24 protein-coding genes are annotated in these 20,573 nt (G+C 41.0%); 12 read left to right on the top strand and 12 right to left on the bottom strand.

What is annotated here, in order from left to right; genetic code table 11:
* Positions 1–5 precede the first annotated feature (5 nt).
* Positions 6–908 (bottom strand): prohibitin family protein, encoded by a 903-nt coding sequence (locus EHO58_RS06215; protein ID WP_135628340.1) that lies wholly within the window; start codon positions 906–908, stop codon positions 6–8.
* Positions 909–1,053: 145 nt separating this feature from the next.
* Between EHO58_RS06215 and EHO58_RS06210 the strand changes: the two genes are divergently transcribed.
* Both EHO58_RS06210 and EHO58_RS06205 read left to right on the top strand, forming a co-directional pair.
* Positions 1,054–1,398 (top strand): hypothetical protein, encoded by a 345-nt coding sequence (locus EHO58_RS06210; RefSeq protein WP_135679349.1) that lies wholly within the window; start codon positions 1,054–1,056, stop codon positions 1,396–1,398.
* 41 nt (positions 1,399–1,439) lie between these two features.
* Entirely contained in the window at positions 1,440–2,093 is a 654-nt protein-coding gene (locus EHO58_RS06205) for a DedA family protein (RefSeq protein WP_135679347.1), read from the top strand.
* Between the two features lie 6 nt (positions 2,094–2,099).
* On the opposite strand, the gene EHO58_RS06200 is transcribed toward EHO58_RS06205, so the two are convergent.
* Together EHO58_RS06200 and EHO58_RS06195 are read right to left on the bottom strand one after the other, a co-directional pair.
* Positions 2,100–2,993: a hypothetical protein gene (locus EHO58_RS06200; RefSeq protein ID WP_135679344.1), complete on the bottom strand. Its 894-nt coding sequence runs from the start codon at positions 2,991–2,993 to the stop codon at positions 2,100–2,102.
* A gap of 44 nt (positions 2,994–3,037) precedes the next feature.
* A complete protein-coding gene (locus EHO58_RS06195) occupies positions 3,038–3,856 on the bottom strand; it encodes a hypothetical protein (RefSeq protein ID WP_135679342.1) in 819 nt (272 codons plus the stop codon).
* Between the two features lie 419 nt (positions 3,857–4,275).
* Between EHO58_RS06195 and EHO58_RS06190 the strand changes: the two genes are divergently transcribed.
* The 4 genes from EHO58_RS06190 (at position 4,276) to EHO58_RS06175 (ending at position 7,817) form a co-directional block, all read left to right on the top strand.
* Complete coding sequence (locus tag EHO58_RS06190) at positions 4,276–5,484, top strand: DUF4785 family immunoglobulin-like domain-containing protein (protein ID WP_135628344.1); 1,209 nt, start codon at positions 4,276–4,278, stop codon at positions 5,482–5,484.
* A gap of 23 nt (positions 5,485–5,507) precedes the next feature.
* A complete protein-coding gene (locus EHO58_RS06185; RefSeq protein WP_135679340.1) occupies positions 5,508–6,860 on the top strand; it encodes an adenylate/guanylate cyclase domain-containing protein in 1,353 nt (450 codons plus the stop codon).
* Between the two features lie 103 nt (positions 6,861–6,963).
* A complete protein-coding gene (locus EHO58_RS06180; RefSeq protein WP_135628346.1) occupies positions 6,964–7,302 on the top strand; it encodes an ArsR/SmtB family transcription factor in 339 nt (112 codons plus the stop codon).
* 2 nt (positions 7,303–7,304) lie between these two features.
* A complete protein-coding gene (locus EHO58_RS06175) occupies positions 7,305–7,817 on the top strand; it encodes an SRPBCC domain-containing protein (RefSeq protein WP_135628347.1) in 513 nt (170 codons plus the stop codon).
* A 122-nt stretch (positions 7,818–7,939) separates the two neighbouring features.
* Here the strand turns inward: EHO58_RS06175 and EHO58_RS06170 are convergent, their stop codons facing one another.
* A complete protein-coding gene (locus EHO58_RS06170) occupies positions 7,940–8,296 on the bottom strand; it encodes a DUF2200 domain-containing protein (RefSeq protein WP_135679338.1) in 357 nt (118 codons plus the stop codon).
* Positions 8,297–8,346: 50 nt separating this feature from the next.
* Positions 8,347–8,787: a VOC family protein gene (locus EHO58_RS06165; protein ID WP_135679336.1), complete on the bottom strand. Its 441-nt coding sequence runs from the start codon at positions 8,785–8,787 to the stop codon at positions 8,347–8,349.
* A 148-nt stretch (positions 8,788–8,935) separates the two neighbouring features.
* Between EHO58_RS06165 and EHO58_RS06160 the strand changes: the two genes are divergently transcribed.
* From EHO58_RS06160 to EHO58_RS06150, 3 genes are read left to right on the top strand one after another with little or no spacing between them, the layout of a single operon-like run.
* Positions 8,936–9,259, top strand: a complete 324-nt coding sequence (locus EHO58_RS06160; protein WP_100705694.1) for an ArsR/SmtB family transcription factor — start codon at positions 8,936–8,938, stop codon at positions 9,257–9,259.
* Positions 9,252–9,731: an SRPBCC family protein gene (locus tag EHO58_RS06155; protein WP_135679334.1), complete on the top strand. Its 480-nt coding sequence runs from the start codon at positions 9,252–9,254 to the stop codon at positions 9,729–9,731. Before EHO58_RS06160 ends, EHO58_RS06155 begins: the two co-directional genes overlap by 8 nt.
* Positions 9,728–10,144 (top strand): GFA family protein, encoded by a 417-nt coding sequence (locus EHO58_RS06150; protein WP_135679332.1) that lies wholly within the window; start codon positions 9,728–9,730, stop codon positions 10,142–10,144. Before EHO58_RS06155 ends, EHO58_RS06150 begins: the two co-directional genes overlap by 4 nt.
* 133 nt (positions 10,145–10,277) lie before the next feature.
* Here EHO58_RS06150 and EHO58_RS06145 read toward each other — a convergent pair whose 3' ends face one another.
* The 5 genes from EHO58_RS06145 to EHO58_RS06125 form a co-directional block, all read right to left on the bottom strand.
* On the bottom strand, positions 10,278–11,057 hold the full coding sequence (locus EHO58_RS06145) for an aminoglycoside 6-adenylyltransferase (protein WP_135679330.1): 780 nt from the start codon (positions 11,055–11,057) through the stop codon (positions 10,278–10,280).
* Positions 11,058–11,087: 30 nt separating this feature from the next.
* On the bottom strand, positions 11,088–11,648 hold the full coding sequence (locus tag EHO58_RS06140) for a dihydrofolate reductase family protein (RefSeq protein WP_135628354.1): 561 nt from the start codon (positions 11,646–11,648) through the stop codon (positions 11,088–11,090).
* 236 nt (positions 11,649–11,884) lie between these two features.
* Positions 11,885–12,751 (bottom strand): alpha/beta hydrolase, encoded by an 867-nt coding sequence (locus EHO58_RS06135; RefSeq protein WP_135679327.1) that lies wholly within the window; start codon positions 12,749–12,751, stop codon positions 11,885–11,887.
* 112 nt (positions 12,752–12,863) lie between these two features.
* Positions 12,864–13,946: a PA0069 family radical SAM protein gene (locus EHO58_RS06130; protein WP_135679325.1), complete on the bottom strand. Its 1,083-nt coding sequence runs from the start codon at positions 13,944–13,946 to the stop codon at positions 12,864–12,866.
* Between the two features lie 84 nt (positions 13,947–14,030).
* Positions 14,031–14,660 (bottom strand): glutathione S-transferase family protein, encoded by a 630-nt coding sequence (locus EHO58_RS06125; RefSeq protein WP_208728730.1) that lies wholly within the window; start codon positions 14,658–14,660, stop codon positions 14,031–14,033.
* Positions 14,661–14,988: 328 nt separating this feature from the next.
* Here EHO58_RS06125 and EHO58_RS06120 point away from each other — a divergent pair, with 328 nt between their 5' ends.
* Positions 14,989–16,041: a PAS domain-containing protein gene (locus EHO58_RS06120; RefSeq protein ID WP_135628358.1), complete on the top strand. Its 1,053-nt coding sequence runs from the start codon at positions 14,989–14,991 to the stop codon at positions 16,039–16,041.
* Between the two features lie 128 nt (positions 16,042–16,169).
* Here the strand turns inward: EHO58_RS06120 and msrA are convergent, their stop codons facing one another.
* A complete protein-coding gene (gene msrA, locus EHO58_RS06115) occupies positions 16,170–16,799 on the bottom strand; it encodes a peptide-methionine (S)-S-oxide reductase MsrA (RefSeq protein WP_135628359.1) in 630 nt (209 codons plus the stop codon).
* Between the two features lie 233 nt (positions 16,800–17,032).
* On the opposite strand from msrA, the gene EHO58_RS06110 reads away from it, so the two are divergent.
* Positions 17,033–19,264, top strand: coding sequence for a SulP family inorganic anion transporter (locus EHO58_RS06110; protein WP_135679323.1), 2,232 nt, complete (start codon positions 17,033–17,035; stop codon positions 19,262–19,264).
* Here the strand turns inward: EHO58_RS06110 and EHO58_RS06105 are convergent.
* A complete protein-coding gene (locus EHO58_RS06105) occupies positions 19,257–19,664 on the bottom strand; it encodes a GreA/GreB family elongation factor (protein ID WP_135628361.1) in 408 nt (135 codons plus the stop codon). The two genes, EHO58_RS06110 and EHO58_RS06105, sit on opposite strands and share 8 nt — an antisense overlap.
* A gap of 179 nt (positions 19,665–19,843) precedes the next feature.
* Between EHO58_RS06105 and EHO58_RS06100 the strand changes: the two genes are divergently transcribed.
* Positions 19,844–20,425 carry a hypothetical protein gene (locus EHO58_RS06100; RefSeq protein WP_135679321.1) on the top strand — a complete coding sequence of 194 codons (582 nt, stop codon included), beginning with the start codon at positions 19,844–19,846 and terminating at the stop codon, positions 20,423–20,425.
* Positions 20,426–20,573: the final 148 nt, after the last annotated feature.

Raw genomic sequence — 20,573 nt, 5'->3', positions numbered from 1 at the left:
CTTCCTTATTTATCTCCTGCTGGAGGAAGATCGATAGCTTTAGGGCCATCCGAAGGAGTATTTATGATCATAGGAAGGGAATCCTTTCCAGTAGGCACAAATAAAAGTTTCGTATTCGGATTTTCGAAAGCCTTGAGCTGAATATATTGTTTTGTCAACTGGGCAGCGATCATCTTTTGTGCTTTAGCTCTTGCTTGCGCTTCGATTACGGTTGCTTGTGCAGTTCCCTCCGCTTCAATCACTGTGGATTTTGCTTTAGCTTCTGCATGGATCACCGTGATTTCCGCATCCTTCTTCGCTATATTGATCTCGAATTTCATCTGTTCCTGTTCTTGCTCTTTGGTAAGTTTACCTTCGATTGCAGTCAGGATAGGTCGGCTATATTCTATATCATCTATGATCACATCATCTATTTCTACATGTTTTCCTCTTAACTTTTCTCCCAAAGCTTGGCGAATATCCTGAGAGACCTTAGGCGTTTCCTTAGAAATTTTGATCATACTATAAGCGGATAATGCATTACGGACTGATGTCCTAAATTGAGGACGCACCACTTTTTCGTAATAATCCGGACCTATTTCTATTTGAAGATTATAAATTTCTCCCGGGACAGGCCTTAGAATGACCGCTGCCACAACGTTAATGGTCAAATCATCCCTGGTAAGTACATCTACCTTCTCCTTATAGGAGGTCCACTGGGTTTGGTATAAGACTACATCGTTCCATGGAGCATAGAAATATATTGCGTTCGTTAATAGGTCCTTTTGTAACCCGCTTGTCAAAGGGTGATATCTGAGTCCCGCCTCTCCCGGACGAATATTCGTATAACAACCCGTTCCCGCGAGCAAGCTCAGAGAAAGAAGGGCAAACAAACTCAAACTTTTTGTTAATAATTGAAACCTGGTCATATAAATCTCCGTAGGACCTGTGTATAGTTGGACCATGTTCGGATTAGGAACGTTTCCGGATCTATAAGAATCGGAATGGGCGACAATGAAAAACGAATGTACGAAACTGTACTTTTGATTTGAATTGGTCTAACGGATGAAAGGCATGGAAGAAGATCTCCAGAACTTGCCTAAAATCAGGACCAGATTCAGAGGAATTGTGGAATCTATTTCAACAGATCCCAATCCGGAAAAAGCGAGGATCTTGATCAAAGACATAAAACTGCTGGTTTCAGGCAGAAAGGTTATCTACGCTCAGGACTTTTATTATTCTTTTCGTTTTAGGAAACAGAATCTGAAACAAGGTGATCCGGTAGAATTTGATGCCCGGATTAGACCCGACAAAAGAGGAGTTTCCTCCGAAAAAATCCGTTTAAATTATCCCACAAAAATTTATAAACAAGGCCCAGACCAAGCAGGACTGTTTCCGGAAGTACGCTCTAACATTTGACTTCCCCGAAGGACCCTTGAATCTGACTTTCGGAGCTTAAATTGGAAACTATCAAATATCTTTTAGACTTCTTTTTGCATCTTGAAAACCATTTGGATGCATTGATCGTTGCTTATGGCACTTGGATCTATCTGATCCTATTCTTGATCATCTTTTGTGAAACCGGTCTTGTTGTAACTCCTATACTTCCTGGAGATAGCCTGCTCTTTGCTTTAGGTGCATTTGCAGCCAGAGGAAGTTTGGATCTTTCTACCTTGCTTGTACTTCTCATTATTGCTGCGATCTTAGGTGACACAGTCAATTATGCGATCGGTCATTTGGCAGGAGAGAAAATTCTCGCAAAGGAGAAGGTTCCTTTCCTAAATAAAAAACATTTGGAAAAGGCTCACCAATTCTACGAAGAATACGGTGGAAAAACTATTATCATCGCAAGATTTATCCCTATCGTTAGGACATTCGCTCCTTTCGTAGCAGGGATCGGAAGTATGACTTATACTAAATTCATTTTGTATAATATAGTCGGCGGAGTGGTTTGGATCGCTATTTTCTTATTTGGCGGTTATAAGTTCGGGAACCTGGAATTCGTTCAAAGGAACTTTAAGATCGTAATTCTCGCGATCATTATCATTTCAGTAATGCCTGCGGTAATAGAATACATCAGAGAAATGAGAAAGTCTAAAGCTTCGGGGAAATAACCGATCTTATTGGCTACAATCCTTGGTCTGATTTAAACTTTTGACCAAGGGTTTGTCCTTATAACGTTTGAATGGTGGAGCTTCCATATCTCTTGCGATATCCGAATCTCCACCTTTTCCTCCCGGACTGATCCCCACTGGTCCGAAACTAGAAGCAGGATAAAAACAAACCGGAAATTCTTTTGCGTCTTCTAATTTTTTAGTCTTTTCATTCGTTTTAAAAACTTTGTCTTGTATTCGAATGTATAGAAGATTCGAATTCTCCGACCAACGTATCCTGAATTCGGGTGTTTCCTCCCATTTTGTTAATTGGAACTCAAAATAAGATCTATCATAAGAAGAGGATTGCCCGTTTACATCAGCTATGATCAGTGTAGGGGATTCTATTTCCAGATCTGATTTCAATTTTCCTAATATAATTGCTGCCTTCCCTCCATCCGGAGAAGGTACGAATTGAAAGATTGTTTGGTCTTCTTTTTGAAAACTTTTAGGCTCAAAGGAACGAAATCCTTTCGGAGACCAAACTGCAGGAAAACGAATAGATCCGCCGTATTCATCATTCGTACCTTGGATCCAAAATAAACGATTGGTTGCGGAATGAAAATAAACCGATCCTGGTAATGTCCAAGATCCTATTTCGTAAGAATAAATTGGAGGATCCCCGGAATCATTCCCGGCTCCTGATATTTCATAAATTCTGAATATAGTTCTGTAATTCTTTTTGTGAGTGGTTCCGCTCAAAGGATTCCATGCATCCTTCTCTTCATAGATCACTTCTGTTTGGATTATGTTTTTGCCGGTTTCAGACCAGCCTCTTTCGACCGCAAGGCTTGCGGGTCTCCATTGGATTTGTGAGCAGTGGAATATAAATAAGGGGAGTAAAACGGTAAAAATTTTCATAAACGATAGCGCGCCGGTTTTTCGACGCGCTATTTTGGATTGGATTATCTCCAGCCTTCGTTTTTCAATTCACTGTGGTTCAAGTATAATCCTGAGGATCCTACGGAAGGAGCTCTCGTGTGACCTTGGAACTGAGTATAGGTTACGTTCGAGTTGAACGGCCAAATACCTTCGCTCTGAGTCAACGAAGATTGGCAAACGCTAACTCCGCCCGACTTATTATAAGCACAGGAAGAATGGAAAGCGACTGCGTAATCGTCCTCGCCCGGAAGAATCAGTGATGCACCAGCCATACCTTTATAACCTGGTACTTGGTATACAGTGATACCTGCAGTGTTGTTGTGGTTGTAAGCTCCGCGAGCAGTTCCAACAATTAGGGATTTATCCATTGCGTTACCAGCAAATCCGAATGTAATACCATTCAGAGCAGAAGCAAGCTCGGATCCACCAGATGCAGAAGCTAAAGCAGTAACTTTAGTTACATTATAACCTTTGCTAGAAGTGGTTCCACCTAAGTTAGATAACCAATACTCAATCGCATAACAACCCGCGCTATGACATACGATCTTGCAGGAGTTGGAACCCTTACAATATGTATTCAAGCCCGTAGTGATATTGGTCTGAGCTCTGGCCGATCCATAATTTCTTGGGTCAGAAGTTCCGTCGTATCCAACGAAAATTTTGCTTCCGGACACAGAGTTCGGTGCGCTTCCCCAATAATTATTCACGTCAGTAGTTCCCACTCCGTTGTGGTTGCTGTCAGACTTTCCGTGAATGAAAACCGTATAGGTTTGCGCAGAAAGCGAGCCAACAAATAACGATGCGAAAACACATCCCAATACCATACTTTTCCAATTTTTCATCTTCTCTATTCTCCGATCTTTTGGGAAAACCAAAACCATAGCTTTTGATTTTCCCGGTCTACAAGTATGGGGTAAGTGGCTTTTTGAGTCAAGTGATTGGACTTTTTTTAACATAACGGGTAGAATGTAAAAATCTACTCAAATCAAAAGGTGCATTACAAAATTATGATATATAGCGTACGCTACAATAGCATGCAGTGTTAGTTACAATTTATTTCCAAACAATTGTTACAAGGATTTGTAAGTGGAAAATAAGAAGATTGGCAAACCAAACAATAGGACCTAAAAGAATTCGTTCTAATGAAATTAGTCCAAAAGGGTTAGGGAATTTCTTCTTTAGAGATTCTTAAAATAAAGGTTGAGAATGGTCTTGCATTTCATATATAGGTGAGCCTGTACTGGGCATTGAAAATTTAGAGATGAGTCAAAAAAAAATTTTTATCTACCTTGGCCTTGCGATTGCAGCCGCCTTGGTTTTCTATCTATTAAGGGATGAGGCTGAAGAGAACGGTTGGTTCTTATCGGAAGAAGAGAAAAAAGCAAAAGCTGAATGGATGGCGAAAGGAAGTCCTCCGGGTGGTGGTTCTGCATCGGACAATCCTGACTTTTTAGGAAGTCTGGATGAATCCATTCCTCCTGAAAAAGTTTTAAAAGATTATTTAGAATGGTCTGAGTATCCACCTAACTCGAGACCTTTGACCAAGTATAACGAAGATCTCACAAATCCTTATTTTATCCAACTTTCTCCGATCGCGATGGTGGATAAACCTGAGGATAAAAAACCAAACGGATATTCCTGTAAATTACAACCTTTACAATGGGCTGCGATAGGTGTGAAGGAGCCTCTTCATATCACTTTGGAATGTTTTAATACGAGCAATTTTGAGAAAGTCCCATTAAATATTCGTAATGTAAAACTTTGGAAAGAATTCGACGGAAACAAATTTGTGGCCCTTCCTCCTGACGGGAATGATAAGGGAATAGATGGGGATGCTCACGCTAAGGATAATGTTTTTACCTTCGAATGGAGGCCCACCTACAAGGACTGGGGGGATATGTTCATGGAAGTGGAATTCGAATACGCAAAAGAGAAGAAGCAGGGTAAAGTCCTGTCCTCCTTCTTCTCTTCTCCTTACCAACCTGCAGAATGGAGCGGATACTTTTTAGATGTTCCAAGAGACGGTTCTTTGAGCCTAAAGACGGGAGTAAACGTATTCAAAGCAGGTACTTATCATTTAGAAGCCAATCTTGTAAATGCAGGAAATGGGGATCCGATCGCTTGGGCGAGTTTCGACGGTAAATTGAATGCAGGAAGACAAGAAGTCGAATTTTTGTTTTTCGGTAAATTGATCCGAGAAAGCGGATACGAGGGACCTTATGCTTTGACTCAATTGAGAGGTCATAGGGTCAATCTTGCAGTAGATCCGGATTGGTTTGGGCAAGGAGAAGAAGGAATGAGAAGGATCCTTGCTGCAAAAACGACTGAGCCTGATAAAGAGTTAGTTGGTCCTTATAATAAAGACAACTATACTACTAAGGAATATAATCTGAATACTTTCTCCTTAAAAGCTTTCGAGTCTCCGGAAAAGGACCAGAAGGTAAAACAATTACAGGACTTAGCACGTTAGAATGAAAAGAGGGCAAATTCGGAATGAAAAAAGTAAATGATATGCTGAATGCGATACGAGAATGGTTTCAGGCTAAAAAAATCACTAGTGGTCTGACTCAATCCGAATCAAGGCCGGTCCGAACTACATTTTACACTCAATTGAGTATGCTTATGATTCCGACACTACTAGTTGTCTCAATCTATTTTAATGAACCTCCTGAAACCCATACCTTCTCTTTTATCCATTATTTCCTTCTTATCATTCCGTTACTATTTGCATTTTATTTATTAAGATTACGTTATTATAATTTATCTGCGGTAATTACATTAGTCGCTGTTAATTATCACCTTTTGGCGCTGACAATGTCTCAAGCGGATGATCCTGCACCGTTAGCGTTTCTGCTTACTTCCACTTTGTCATTTCTAATGATCTCTAAGAAGTTTAATACTGTAAGGGTCGTAATCTCTATTTTGCCATTAGGGCTTTTTCTTTTTAGCCAGTATTATTATAAAGTTTTAGGCGGGCATGCGATATTTGGTCCACCGAGATGGGTAGTACCTGCCGAATATCTTATGCCCCCTTTGGTCTTACTATGTTTTACTTTTGTTCTGGTTGTTTACCAATTTGTGAAAGCGGTAGATTTGGCAGAAGCAAAGTTAACGGAAGAGCATAAAAAGTCGGAGCAATTGCTTCTTAATATATTGCCGGAAGAAATTGCTCAAGAGTTGAAAGAGAAGGGAGTTTCAGAACCTCGCTTGCATCGTAGTGCAACGGTTTGTTTTACAGACTTCAAGGGTTTCACTCAGATTGCGGAAACTCTATCACCCACGGAACTCGTTGCGGAGCTTGATCGTTGTTTCTCTTATTTTGATAGTGTAATGGAGAGACATAAGCTCGAGAAGCTCAAGACGATCGGGGACAGTTACATGTTCGCGGGTAGTATCCCGGAATCGAATCGAACACATGCGGTCGACTGCGTGATGGCCGCTCTGGAAATCCAGGCCTTCATGAATCAAATGAAAGAAATTAAGGCGAACCAAGGCCTACCATACTGGGAGCTTCGACTCGGAATTCATTCCGGCGATTTGATAGCAGGTGTAATTGGCGAGAAGAAGTTTGCATATGACGTTTGGAGCGATACGGTCAATACCGCAAGCCGCTGTGAATCATCCGGTATTCCAGGTCGTATCAATATTTCCGGCACTACTTATGAATTGGTAAAAGATTTCTTCGACTGCGAATACAGGGGAGCAGTACCTGCCAAAAATAAAGGAGAGATTGAAATGTATTTTGTCAATGGGCTCTTGGCTGATCTTCGACGAGCAGGAGAAGATAGGATCCCAAACGAAGAGTTTAGGAGAAGATATAAGCAGCTTTTGACGCTCCCCTTATAAATCGTTCCGCGATTTTTCCTTGGTCCCTATTGAAAAAAGACGTTTAAAAAAAGGATTGACATTTCTTCTTTATATAACTATATGATTATATAATAACTTAGCTATGCAAAACCTCGATTCTACCTTTGCCGCGCTTGCTGACTCAACTCGTAGAGCGATACTCATGCGTCTCGCAAAACAGGATTTAACAGTTATGGAGCTCGCTAAACCCTTCAAAATGAGCCAGCCGGCTATTTCGCGGCATCTCAAAGTTTTGGAGGAAGCGGGTCTTATTTCGACCACTATCCGTGCGCAGGAGCGCCCACGCAGATTGGAAACTGCTCCTCTCAAAAAAGCTACGGATTGGATTGAGAAATACCGCCAGATATGGGAGAAGCGCTATCAATCGCTCGATGGGCTACTCGAAGAATTGAAGACGATGCAAACAATAGGAGATGAATAGAAATGAAAGCAGATATAAAAGAACTGAAGGTAGAGCTTCGAGGCGAAAGAGAAGTTGTCGCTACACGTTATTTTGCCGCGCCTCGTCAATTGGTATTCGATTGTTTTACAAAACCGGAGTTGATGCTTCGTTGGTTGACTGGTCCCGAAGGTTGGAAACTAGAGAGTATAAAGAATGATCTTAGGGTTGGCGGTAATTATTTATACGTCTTTGTAGATCAAAATGGAACCAGAATGGGCGTTTATGGAAAATTCCTCGAGGTAATCGTGCCTGAGAAAATAGCGAATAACGAGAATTATGCGACAGACATGTCCACGTTTAATCCGGATGGTCCACAAAATCCGGATGCTACTGTAGAGTCGCGCACCTTTACAACTGAAGGCAATCTAACTCTAATGACTCACATGGTCAAATTCGCTTCTGCAGAAGTGCGAGAGGCGGAAATTGGTGCAGTTGAAGCTTGGAAGGATCTTTGCATAGTACTCGATAAACTATTGGAAGAGCTCCTAGGATAAATCCAATATTGGCTCAAATATTCACCAGATAGGAGTTGCATGGGCGCATATTCGCCCATGCAGCGACGAGGTCAGATTCTCAATTGGTTAGGACCTTCTACCAATTTAAACAAAAGGATTCACTAAACAGATCCACGTAATATTTTCTCCATGGCCTTTCCTTTGGCCAATTCATCTACCAACTTATCAAGATAACGAATCTTCTGCATAAGTTTATCTTCTACATCTTCTACACGAATACCGCAGACCACTCCTTTGATCAGCGAAACATTATCGTTGAGATGAGGAGCTTGATCGAAAAATTCTTCGAAATTCACTTCATTCTTAAGTTGTTTTTGAAAACTTTTAGAATCATATCCGGTGAGCCAATAGATGATCTTATCTACTTCTGCTTTGGTTCTTCCTTTCCGTTCCGCCTTTTGTATGTATAGAGGATAAACCTTTGAGAAAGACATAGCGAATACTTTTGAATTTTCCATTTGATCTATAACCTTATTTATTGCTCGGTGCTCATTTAACTATTAAAACTTTATTTGAGTTCTTCGGCGAGTGCGATGATAAATCCTTCAGGGGTTCGCAAATAACATAGAAGATAAGTATCTTCGTACTGTTCCAATTTACCAACGAGCGTAACTCCATGCTTTTCCAGTCGCGTAACAGTGTCTTTGATATCTGTGACTGCAAACATTACACGAAGATAACCTAAAGTGTTGGAGGGAGCATTCTTCGGTTCCCGACTTATTGGTTTCGGTCTTATAAATTTAGACAATTCCAGTCGACTATGTCCATCGGGTGTTTTCATCATCGCCATATCGACTTGCATTCCTTCAAGCCCTACTACGTGGTCCGCCCAGGATCCTTCGACTCTCATTTGTCCTTCTAACTCTAAACCTATTTCTTGGAATATAGCAATCGTGGATGGAAGGTCTTCCACAACAATACCAACATTGTCCATTCGTTTCACTGCCATTTTTTCGGATCCTCCATTTGGCTAGTATAGGCTTCACTTTTACTTGGGTGGTCGATCTATTTATTTATCTGTTCGCTAGTAATTTTTTGAGTATTCTAGTTGACATGCAGTCATTTGCCTGCATATTATTTTTTCAGAAACGCAACGAATGGATGCTGATAATGTTTTCAAGGCGCTGGGAGACCCGACACGAAGAAAGCTGCTGGATCTTCTATACGAGAAGAACGGCCAAACCTTGGGTCAACTTTGTGAGCACCTTGACATGACTCGGCAATCTACCACTCAGCATATCGGGATCCTTGAGGCGGCCAATCTGATCAGCACTGTTTGGCGGGGCAGGGAGAAATTACATTTCATCAATCCCGTGCCACTGCATGAGGTGTATGAACGGTGGGTGCGAAAATTCGAACACCAGCGACTTAGTTTGCTGCATGACCTTAAGAAGGAACTTGAAGGAGAGAATAATGAGTAAAGAGAAAACTAGCTTTGTCTACGTAACATATATACGCTCGACACCGGAGAAGGTGTTCGAGGCAATTATGAAACCTGAGATTACACGCCTCTATTGGGGACATGAAAATATTTCCGACTGGAAACCTGGTGCAACCTGGGAACATGTGCGTGCTAACGATCGTACAGTGAATATTGTAGGAAAGGTGGTCGAAGTTGTTCCGCCGACTCGTCTTGTCATTTCTTGGGCGAGTCCTTCACAAGCAGCCGATCCTGAAAGTTATAGTCGAGTGACTTTTAATATAGAAGCTTATGACGATATGGCGAGATTAACGGTTACTCACGATGAACTAGAAGCAGGTAGCGGAATGGCGAAAGGGATCCAACAAGGTTGGCCGATCGTTCTTTCCAGTCTGAAATCTTTATTGGAAACGGGACAGGGTATTGATGTATTTGCTAAGCCAAAGTCTGCTTCCAGTGGGAATCTCTCATGACCAAACCTTATACCGGCGGATGTGCTTGCGGCGCAATCCGCTACACAACCAAACACGAACCAATCTTTCAAAACCATTGTCAGTGTAGAGACTGCCAACTTAGAAGTGGGACTGGACATGGATCTTACCTTACTTTTCCTGCAAGAACCGAGATGGCAATTACAGGGGAAGCAACTCATTGGGAAGTTGCGGGTGATAGCGGGAATATAAAGATCCACTCCTTCTGCCCAAGATGTGGAACGCCGGTTTATCTTCGCTTTGCTGCAATGCCGGACATGATCGCGGTTCATGCGGGAAGTTTGGATGAGCCTGGCCGGTTTGCACCTCATGTGCTTACTTACAAAATTCGCGGGTTAGCTTGGGATCCGATTGATCCTTCGTTAACAGCATTTGAGAAAATGCCGACTGGTTAATTTGAATTTGCGAATGTTCGCCCATTTAACTTGAGATACTGGCATATGCGTTGGTTCGCATATCCACTCAGGAATCGGCGCATGGCCGTTCATGCGCCCATGCACGTGCATACAACTGCATGGCGCGCACGGCTTAATTGTTAATATTATTTAAATATCCCAAAGCGTAATTCTCTGCTTCGGATAAGTTTTTGATCTCAGAATTATAAAGTGCCAATCTCAGTTCTTGGTATAGCTTAACTGAACTCAGTATGCTGTCCTTAATTGATCTAAAATCATAGCTAGGAATTGTGGATTTTAGTTTTTCAAGATCGCTTGGATCGATGATAAATTCTAATTTCCTAACTCCCCGAGGTAGAGATTTATTTTTAAGGTGAAGCAGAGGACCTAAAACCGTATTTCTTACGAATGATAAGAAATCGATTGTCTCAAAATACTCTCCTCTTCCTAATTTAGTTCCGGCATAATGTATCCAAACCCAAAATCTATCTTCTATCCATTGGAAATCAGGATTCGGCCATTCTGCTTTCGTTGATTCGATGATTGATGGGATCCGTTCGTTGTTCTGGTAAATAAAAACGGGATTTTCTATTCTTTCCTTTAGTTCAGAAAGTTGGATAAACTTAAAATCGACATGGAGAAATGGATTCTCATATAGACAAATTAATAACCTTTTCTCTCCAACATGTTCGCCGGTAAATGTTGATAACAAAGGTCCGAAATTTTTTGCGAAATCGACCATTTCTTTTTTCTGGTATTGAGTTCCATCTTTCAAAACTATCACAAAATCAATATCAGAATATTCATCAAGTTCTCTGGAAATGAATGAGCCTGCTACCGCGACGCCTTCTATTACTTCGTTATTCGAAGCGAATTCATTCACTTTATTGATGAATAGATTTATCTTTTCCATATTATTTTTTGCTTATCGTTGTTCGGGCATTTAGTCCGGAGCATACCGAACAAGGATGCCGCCTGTAGTAAGGGCACGAGATTCAAGTAATTTGAGTTTTTTATTAGGAATTCCCGGATCGAACAAAAGTTTTCCCTTTCCTAAGAATGTAGGCGCAATGCATAGACGGATCTCATCGAATAACTCAGCTTTCAATAAGGATCCTGATAAGTTGCCACTTCCGAATACAAACATATCCCCGTTGCCTTGCTCTTTTAATTTAGGAATTTCGACTGCAGCATTTCTTACGATTGTAGTATTATTCCAGTCGGCAGTTTTGAGAGTCGATGAGCAGACAACCTTTTGGATCCCATTCATAAATTTGGTGATTTCTCCTTCCGTCTTTTCTTCTTCCGCCTTAATCCAATAATCTGCCATTCCTTTGTATGTAGTTGCGCCGAAGATAAGCATGTCAGCCGATTTTAACTGAGTAAGACTGAACTCCTCAAGCTCTTCGCCCCAAACGAGTCCATGAAAACTCAAATCCCAGTTTGTTTCACCTTCGAAATATCCATCCAGTGTGATTACATTCCACATTATTAGTTTTCTCATGACAGGCTCCTTTAATATTATGATTTTATAAAGTTATAATTTCTTGAAGAGGGTGACGATGGCGGTTGTGCGAACGTTCGCGTATGCAGCGAGAGACAGTCCCATCGGCATTATTTACGCATAGGTGTCGGTTCGCCCGTCCACCCAGGGACAGAGCATGGCCGCATATGCGCCCATGCACAAATCCGAGCTAAGTGAGGTTGCCATACCCCGCTCAGAGAGAATTTTCCCTTTTATCAATGAGTTTGTAACCAGTTCACTAAATCACCCAAAACTTTTGCCTTGTCCGCCGGAAGTTCATTCATTGTCTCATGATACAACCCATCGTAAATTTTCATGGATTTGTCTGAAGAAGGTATAACTTGAAATGCTTCTTCTGTTCCGACAGAAAGTGCGATAGAATCTTCTTTTCCATGAAATAGATAAACTGGGAAGTTGATCCGAGCCGCTTTTTCCAAGGCTTTTTCTTTGGAGTTTAAAAGGAAATCTCCTAAGTAAGCTCCTACTGAACCATGAACTAAAGGATCTTTTTTATAAGCCTCTACAACCGACTTGTCTCTAGAGAGAGCGTTGACATCTAATCCGGTTGGAACAGTAAGAGTGGGGAATGCTCCAGCGAGTAAACTTCCTGCGCCTTTCTTGATATTCATAACTAAGTCAGTCTTTACAGCAATTGGCAATCCGCTTAGCACGAGTCTATCTAAACTTGCTTGGTGAGAAGGTTCTCCGGCATAGAATAATGAGATCAGCGCTCCCATGGAGTGTCCCATCAAAGTGACTTGTTTCACTCCTTCTTTCTGTTTTGCGATGCTGATCAATCTGTCCAAGTCGGCTAAAAATTGGTTAAAATGAGTGACTACACCTTTGCTTCCTCCGGATTTTCCGTGGCCGCGAGCATCTATTAGATAAACATTATATCCTTTTCCGGAAAGTGCTTCGAGTAAATTGTCGTATCTTTTTCCGTGTTCTCCAATCCCATGATGAACCACTAAGGTTCTAGGATTATTTGCGTCTTTTGCGCGGTAGGCTCTATAATAGATGGATACGTCACCGGCTCCTACAAAGGTTCCGTCTTCCAGATGGTAGTTTTGTTCCCAATTCATTCGGTAAATATCCGATCTGTCTGAAAAATGGGGAAGGAAATTTCTATCTAATCCGCTTCTTTCTTTCTACTATTTCGAACGAACGTAATGGCTGTGGCCTTTGCTACAGTCATTATTCCGGAAAAAGCCCGGGTAGGAATTCCTCTTGTTTTTTCTTTTTCAAAAGATAACGAGAAGGAACAGCAAATAAGTCCTTTCTCAATTCTCTTCTTTTGGTGAGTCCGAACCTTTTGATGCAGATAGAAAATCTTTTTTGAAGAAGTTCCGCATAATTCCCTTCTCCTTTCATTCTTTCTCCCCAATTGGCTTTATATAATTTGCCTCCTCTTGCTTCCGAGATAACTTTTAAGACCTTTTCTTTTTTGAGTGGGAAATGTCGGGTAAGCCAGTCCTCGAATAAAGGCGCTACTTCGAAAGGAAGTCTTACGAATACCATTCCGGCTGCTTCTGCACCTGATAAAGATGCCTGTTCCAATAGATGTTCCATTTCGAAATCATTGATAAACGGAATTACAGGAGCGAATAATACACCTGTTGGAATTCCAACATCCGTAAGTTTTCGAAGAGTTTCCATTCTTCTTGCGGGAGCAGGGGCCCTAGGTTCTAATTTGGACCAAAGTTCCTTGTCCAAGGTGGTGATGGAAAGAAATACTTTCAGAATTCCTAATTTTCCCATTTCGGAAAGAATATCTATATCTCTTTGTATGAGAGAAGACTTTGTGATGATTGCGGTAGGCTGTTTGAATTCCAACATCACTTCCAATAGTGATCTTGTGTTTTTATAAATCCTCTCTCCCGGTTGGTAAGGATCCGTCGCAGTACCTATCGTGATCGGTTCGAGCGCTTGTTTTTTCTTTCTTAATTCATCCGCCAACAGTCTGGCAGGTTCTTTTTTCACGAATATTTTTGTTTCGAAATCCAATCCCGGTGAAAGATCCATATAGGAATGGTTCGGCCTTGCAAAACAATAAATACATCCATGCTCACAACCTCTGTATGGATTGATACTTGCATCGAATGGAATATCGGGTGATTTATTTCGGGTCAGGACCGATTTGGAATTTTCCCAAAAGAATTGGGTAGAAGGAGAAGATTCCTCTCCTAGATCTATCCTATCTTCCAGCCAAACTTCCCTTTGGGTCTTATCGAATCTACTTGGAGGAAGTTCTTCTGTGCCTCTTTTCTTAGAATTCATAAGTTTGAATTCTAAGAAATACTAATCAAAAAACAAGTAAAAATATGTATATATATTGTCGAAGATCCTACAAAAAGATCTTACTTAGTTAATCTCTAATTTGGCTCCTTCTCCCCAAGATTTGTAAGAAGGTAAATTAGAGATAGTCTGCACATACTCACTTGATTTAGGTCCTAGTTTTACTCCGTACGTTATAAATCTAGAAACCACCGGGGCATAGAATGCATCTGCTATGGAGAAGTTTTGACCGAACAAGAATGGTCCGCCGTAGGAGCTCAAACATTCTTCCCAAAGTGTTTGTATCCTATCTATATCCTTCTTCGCATCTTCCGGAACGGAGAAGTCGGGCTTTTTACCATGAAAATTCATGCTCAGATTAGATCTTAGGCCTGTGAATCCGGAATGCATTTCTGCGGTGATGGATCTTGCTTTGGCTCTTGCGATCTGATCCTTTGGCCAAAGACCCTTCTCCGCATATTTTTCTGCCAAATATTCCGCGATACTAAGGCTGTCCCAAACTCTTAGGTCCCCGTCGTTTAAGACAGGGACTTTTTTAGAAGGTGAATACTTATCGATTATGGCTGCGTATTCAGGTGTGAATAGTTTTAAGGAAATCTCTTCGAAAGGAATTCCAAATTGAGTGAGTAGGATCCATGGACGGAAGGACCAGGAGGAGATGTTTTTATTTCCTATTACAAGTTTCAGATCGCTCATAACTAAAAGATCTCCTAAGGCGGGATGATTCTGCAAGAAACTAATCCTTTCGAATTAGAAACTTTAGAGAGGTTGTTTTTGTAGAGATTGATACAGACGTCTTCAACTGGTTTGCCTTTCTTTTGCAACAATTGGCTTCGGGAATTTAAATGATCAAGTGCACATAATCCCGCAAAGGTTAGGGCTCTTCATTTAACAGCGAAGCTTCTTCTTAGTATTCTAGGAATGCTTTGTAGGATTTTTTTAAAAATCCATGTCTTAAGTTATTAATAAGAGAGAAATCTTTTCGAAAAGAATCGAGTGGTTTCTTAGATACAAAACAAATCGGATGGATCTAAGCTTGGAAAACGTTAAAGAAATTATTCAAACACAAGAAAGTATGCCCGATATTTTGTTAATTTGCGATTCGAGTGGAAGGATCCTTCATATTAACGAGAATGGAAGGACGATACTTAGCATCGCCTCTATCGAATCGGCTAAGAGTATGAGTATTACCGATCTTCTTTCAGAAACGGATCAAAAATATTTCGAATCAGTTATACTACCAAATGTAAGTAAGTCGGGAGAGTTCGAAGGAAGAGGACTTCATCTAATGAAGAAAGATGGAAGTTTCCTTCAAACAAAACAACATGCTTATCTAATGCCGGAGAAATCTTATCTATTCGTATTCACGGAAGATAAAGAATCAGAGGCGGGGAAGAAGGAAGCTTTATACAAAGCATTCCAGCAATCCCAGAACGGAATGTTCTTAACCGATAAGGAAGGAGTGATCCTTGCGGTGAATAAGCAGTTCGAAAAAATTTCCGGCTTAAAAGAGAATGAACTCATTGGAAAAACCCCAAAAGCATTCCAATCCGGAGCGGGAGCATCCAAAACTTTTTATGATGAGTTTTGGGAATCCGTTTTGCAAGGTTCTGTTTCGATCTCTAACTCGAATGTTAAAAACGGTTTCGTAAAAGATTGGAAACAAAATGTTCTTCCTATCAAAGATCGTAATGGAGAAGTTTCCAGCTTCTTAAGCACTATACTTGCGAATCCCGAACTTTCGGAATCCGGAGAAGCAAAGAACAACTCGGATTTTGCAAAATCTCCATCTGATACTTTCAGAAAATATGAAGGTATGGATAGAGAAGCTCTGATCGGAATTTTAAGAGATAAAACTAAACTTACTAAAAAAGAAACAGAGATCTGTGCGGGAATCGCTTCCGGTAAGGATAAGAGTCGGATCAGCGAAGACTTAGGTATCCATCCTGGGACTATGAAAAACCATCTCAAATCGATTTATAGAAAGACGATCGATCTAGAAAAAGAGATCCCAGGTCCTGAAAGAGATAAACTGCAAAGGCTTACAATTTATCTCTTCCGTTTACTTGGGGAATGAGACGCAGAGTTTGTAAGAGACGCAGGGATGAATCACGCGGAGTCGCAAAGACACAGAGGGTTTTCGTCTGCGTTTAAAAAATCTCTCAGCGGCTTAGCGTCTCTGCGTGGAAAAAACCTCTGCGTCTTCTAATCTGACTTAACGCCCCAAACTCCTTTCACATAATCCTCTCTCCCGGAACCCTTTCTGTATTGTTTATAATGCGTAGGGTTCTTTTTATAATAATCCTGATGATATTCTTCCGCAGGATAAAATTCCGATGCAGGTAATATTTCCACCGCGATGGGAGAAGAGAATTTTTTAGAAGCCCCTATTTTATCCTTAAACTCTTGGGCTAATTTTCTTTCAGCCTCATTCTTATAATAGATGGCTGCCCTATATTGGTTGCCTCTGTCTGCAAATTGTCCTCCTGAATCGGTCGGATCTATTTGTCTCCAATACGTATCCAAAAGTTTTGTATAATCGATTTTTTTAGGATCGTAAGTGATAAGGACCGATTCTCTATGTCCTGTTCTTCCATAACCTACATCTTCGTAAGTTGGATTTTTCTCTTTTCCACCTGTGTATCCCGAGACTACGGATATGACACCGGGTAGTTTTTCGAAAGGTCCTTCCATACACCAAAAACATCCACCTGCAAAAATGGCTGTCTCTGTTTTTGGATTCTCCTTGGAGTGAAGTATATTCGAAAAACTAAATATTATGAATATTATAAGTATGGATTCTAATCTTATAAGTTTGAACAAATTTGTTCTCATATGGTTCCTCATAGTTTCATTTTTTTATGAATTTTTAATCTAACTATTCTTACTGATCAGTTGTTCGTATTTTGATTTTTTTCAAAAAATCCTGGTAAGCACAAGCTATATCAATTTCAGTAGTTATGGATACTTTCGACTGACGTCGGAAAAAGTTACGGACTTATCAACCGTTTCCAATTCTGGGTTTTTATTCCTTGATATAGAATAGAAGCCCGCCCGTGCGAGTATCGATGAATTTAAAAACAAAACAATTTTTTTCCAACCTTCCTTACGATCTTTCCTCAAGTATCGCAGTCTTTCTAGTAGCTATTCCTCTTTGTTTGGGGATAGCTCATGCGTCCGGCGCTCCCTTATTTTCAGGGATTATCTCCGGTTTTGTTGGTGGGATCGTAGTAGGGACTTTTAGTAAATCCGCCTTAAGTGTCTCAGGGCCCACGGCAAGTTTGACTGCTATCGTTCTCTCAGGCATCAAAGATCTGGGGAATTTCGAAGCATTTCTTCTCGCACTTCTTATTGCGGGAATGATACAAACTCTGCTTGGGATCTTAAGAACAGGCGCTTTATCTGCTTATCTTCCTTCTGCAACAGTAGTAGGAATGTCCGTCGCGATCGGCTTACTTCTGGTTATCAAACAATTACCTCACTTGATCGGTTACGACGTAGAGGAATTCGGGGTAGAAGAATTCGATATCACTCAAGAAGACGTGAATGAATCTTACCATGATCCTCATGAAGCAAAAGAAACAAACTCTCTCATGTTGATCATACATGCTTTCCGAAATTTACAAAGTAATGTATTGGTGATCGGGGTTATCTCCCTTTTATCCTTTTGGATTTGGGATAAATATTTTGCTAAAAAATTCAAATATGTCCCTGCTTCTTTAGCTGCGATCATTATCGGAACCGGCTCGAATTTACTTTTAGGTCATCTTCTTCCTGGCGGAGCTTTAAGCCAAGATCACTTAGTTACTCTTCCAGTTTTCAAAAATCCTTCCGAATTATTTGCCCATTTGGATTTTCCGAACTTCTCCTATTGGGATCAGGGTCCGGTATGGACTTTGGCATTGACGATCGCGTTTGCTTCTTCTTTAGAATCTTTACTCTCCGTTGAAGTGGTAGACAAACTGGATGAAGAAAATCGGAAAACTCCCATGTCTCAGGAATTGATCGCACAAGGTTTAGGGAATATGGCCTGCGGACTTGCAGGCGGGATCCCGATCACAAGTGTGGTGGTCAGAGGCTCGGTAAACGCTTCTTCAGGTGCAAAAACTAAATTTTCCGCCATTTTTCATGGGGCATGGATAGGGATCAGTGTATTACTTTTTCCTAAATTTATGAATACCATTCCTCTTGCGTCCTTAGCTGCGATCTTAACTTTTACGGGGCTCAAACTCGCGAAACCTGCGATGTTTAAGCTGATGTTCCAAAAAGGATATTCCCAGTTCCTTCCTTTCTTAGTAACTGTAGTCGTCACATTCTTCACGAATGTTCTGATCGGAACGTTCTGCGGTATCTTGGTGGCTTTAGTTTTCGTTCTATATGAAGATCATAGGACGGCAATCTATAGGGAAGAGCGCCATGGTAAGTTTAGAAGGATCGTTTTAGGAGAAAACTTAGGCTTCTTCCATAAGGCAAAGATCAAGGCGATTTTAGAAAGCCAACCTTCCGGGATCACTTTGGAGATAGACGGAACTAGAACACTTCATATGGATCAGGATATTAAAGAACTGATCCACGAATTTAGAAAAAATGCCCACCGTAAAGGGATTACGGTGATCCTAGGAGGGATACCGAATATGGAAAATGATATCGAATCCTTGAAAAAAGAAATGAGCGAGTCTTATCAAAAATTATTAAAGAACAACCAAGAATGGGTAGAAGAAAGGACTGCAGAAGATCCTGAATTTTTTGCCAGACATGCCGAGGGCCAAGCACCTCAAACATTATTCATCGGATGTAGCGATTCCAGGGTCCCGGTAAATGTGATCACTAAAACAAATCCGGGGGAAATTTTCGTAACCAGGAATATTGCCAACGTGGTCTCCGTGGACGATATGTCCCTATTTAGTGTGGTTCAGTATGCGATAGATGCATTGAACGTAAAACATATCATTGTTTGCGGTCATATCGGCTGCGGCGGGGTTAGGGCCGCTCTACAAGGAAAGGCCACAGGCCTAATAGACAACTGGATCACTCATATTAAGGATGTGTACCTAAAACATAGAGAAGAATTGGATGCTCTTCCTGAAGACAAAAGAGAGGAAAGACTGATCCACCTGAATGTCGCAGAGCAGGTAGTGAACTTATACAAGACCGGAATGATACAGAATGCTTTGGCTAAGTATGGATTTCCGGAGATACATGGTTGGGTTTACGATATCCGAAACGGACAGATCAGCGAGGTAGATTATAAGGATATTCTCTCTAAGGAACTTGGAGGATTGTACGGTTATCCTAAATAGCAGCCGGTTGGTAGAGTAGTTCTTGGACTCTTAGGTATTTATCCATTCCGTTGATCTCCCAACGAACTACTTCTCCTACTCTGGCTCCTAATACCGCCGAACCATGAGCGGAAAATAGGGATAGTTTGCCGTTAGCAGGAGCATTTTCACTATAATCGTCAGGATATACTAAGGTGAATTGGAATGCTTCTGCGTTGCCAAGATCTTTGAGCACGAATTTGGAATTCATAGTGATCAGGTCCTGGGGAACTTGGTTCTGATCTATTTTTTTGGCTTTAGATAACGTCTTACGTATAATTTCTAAGATACTCGGTTGAACTGCTGCTGCTTGGGCGGAAACCTCAAGGGTGGAAAGGATCCTTTGATGATCATTCTTAGAAAGAAATCTTTTACCACTCATAGCGCAGTACCTCCCCGATAAAACAAATCCGAAACTTACATATCCGCGTAATGTACTCAAGCGTTTTTCCTTTTCTTGAATTTTACGAAAATTGCATTCGTTTATGCGACATAGAAATTCTTCTTTATAATAAATTATACTAAACGAAAGATAAGTTTGGTTCGACATAAGAAGAAGACATGTTCCTGACTTTGTTCCAGCCGACTAGAAATAAATCCTTCGCATTAGTTAAGTACCTGTTTCGTTTGGTCCGCAAAGACGTTCGACCGATACTCATCCTTCCTAAAGGAAGTTTGGGTCTTGAAGATGGACTTAGTTTCGGAAGAATGATCTCCAGAATTTCTAATCATCACTCATCCGCGGTATTGGGCTTCGCAGAAAATTTTTCCCAAGCGATCCACTTCTGTAAAGAGATCCGATCCGGTACTCTTGGTCATGCCGGGAGAGAACTTCCTATTTTTGTGGATGTCACTAGACTCGGTATAGGCTCCGGGTCCGAAGATCTAGAAGAAGCAATCCTAGGTTTGGGGGAAAATTGGAGCAGGATTTTTCCTCTGACTTGTTTTCTAGAAATAGGAAGGGACAGTTCCAGACTGGAAGAGGCAAGCGGCCGTACATCTCTATTCAAGATTTCTTCTTTAGTCATGGAAAGAAAGGGAAAGGACTGGAGGTCTCTCAAGAGTGAGAAGAAGGATGAGGATCCGTACGGGGACTGGACCTACGAACTGATCTCGGATCTTCTTCCTGATCGAGGCGTTTGAAATTTTTTTCCAATTATGAATAAGACCCGTCGGGACCGGTCTTTCTTTTTTAGGGGCCGAGCTAGGGGGTATTTCATATTTTTAATTGAAGTTTTTTCGATCTCGGTCTTGACTGATAAAAATTTTGCCCCTAATGGGGAAGAGCAGG

Origin of the sequence: Leptospira selangorensis (genome assembly GCF_004769405.1) — a bacterium.
GTDB classification, from domain to species: Bacteria; Spirochaetota; Leptospiria; order Leptospirales; family Leptospiraceae; genus Leptospira_B; species Leptospira_B selangorensis.
The sequence above is the reverse complement of the archived record's forward strand: the minus strand, read 5'-3'. Positions and strand labels throughout refer to the sequence as shown.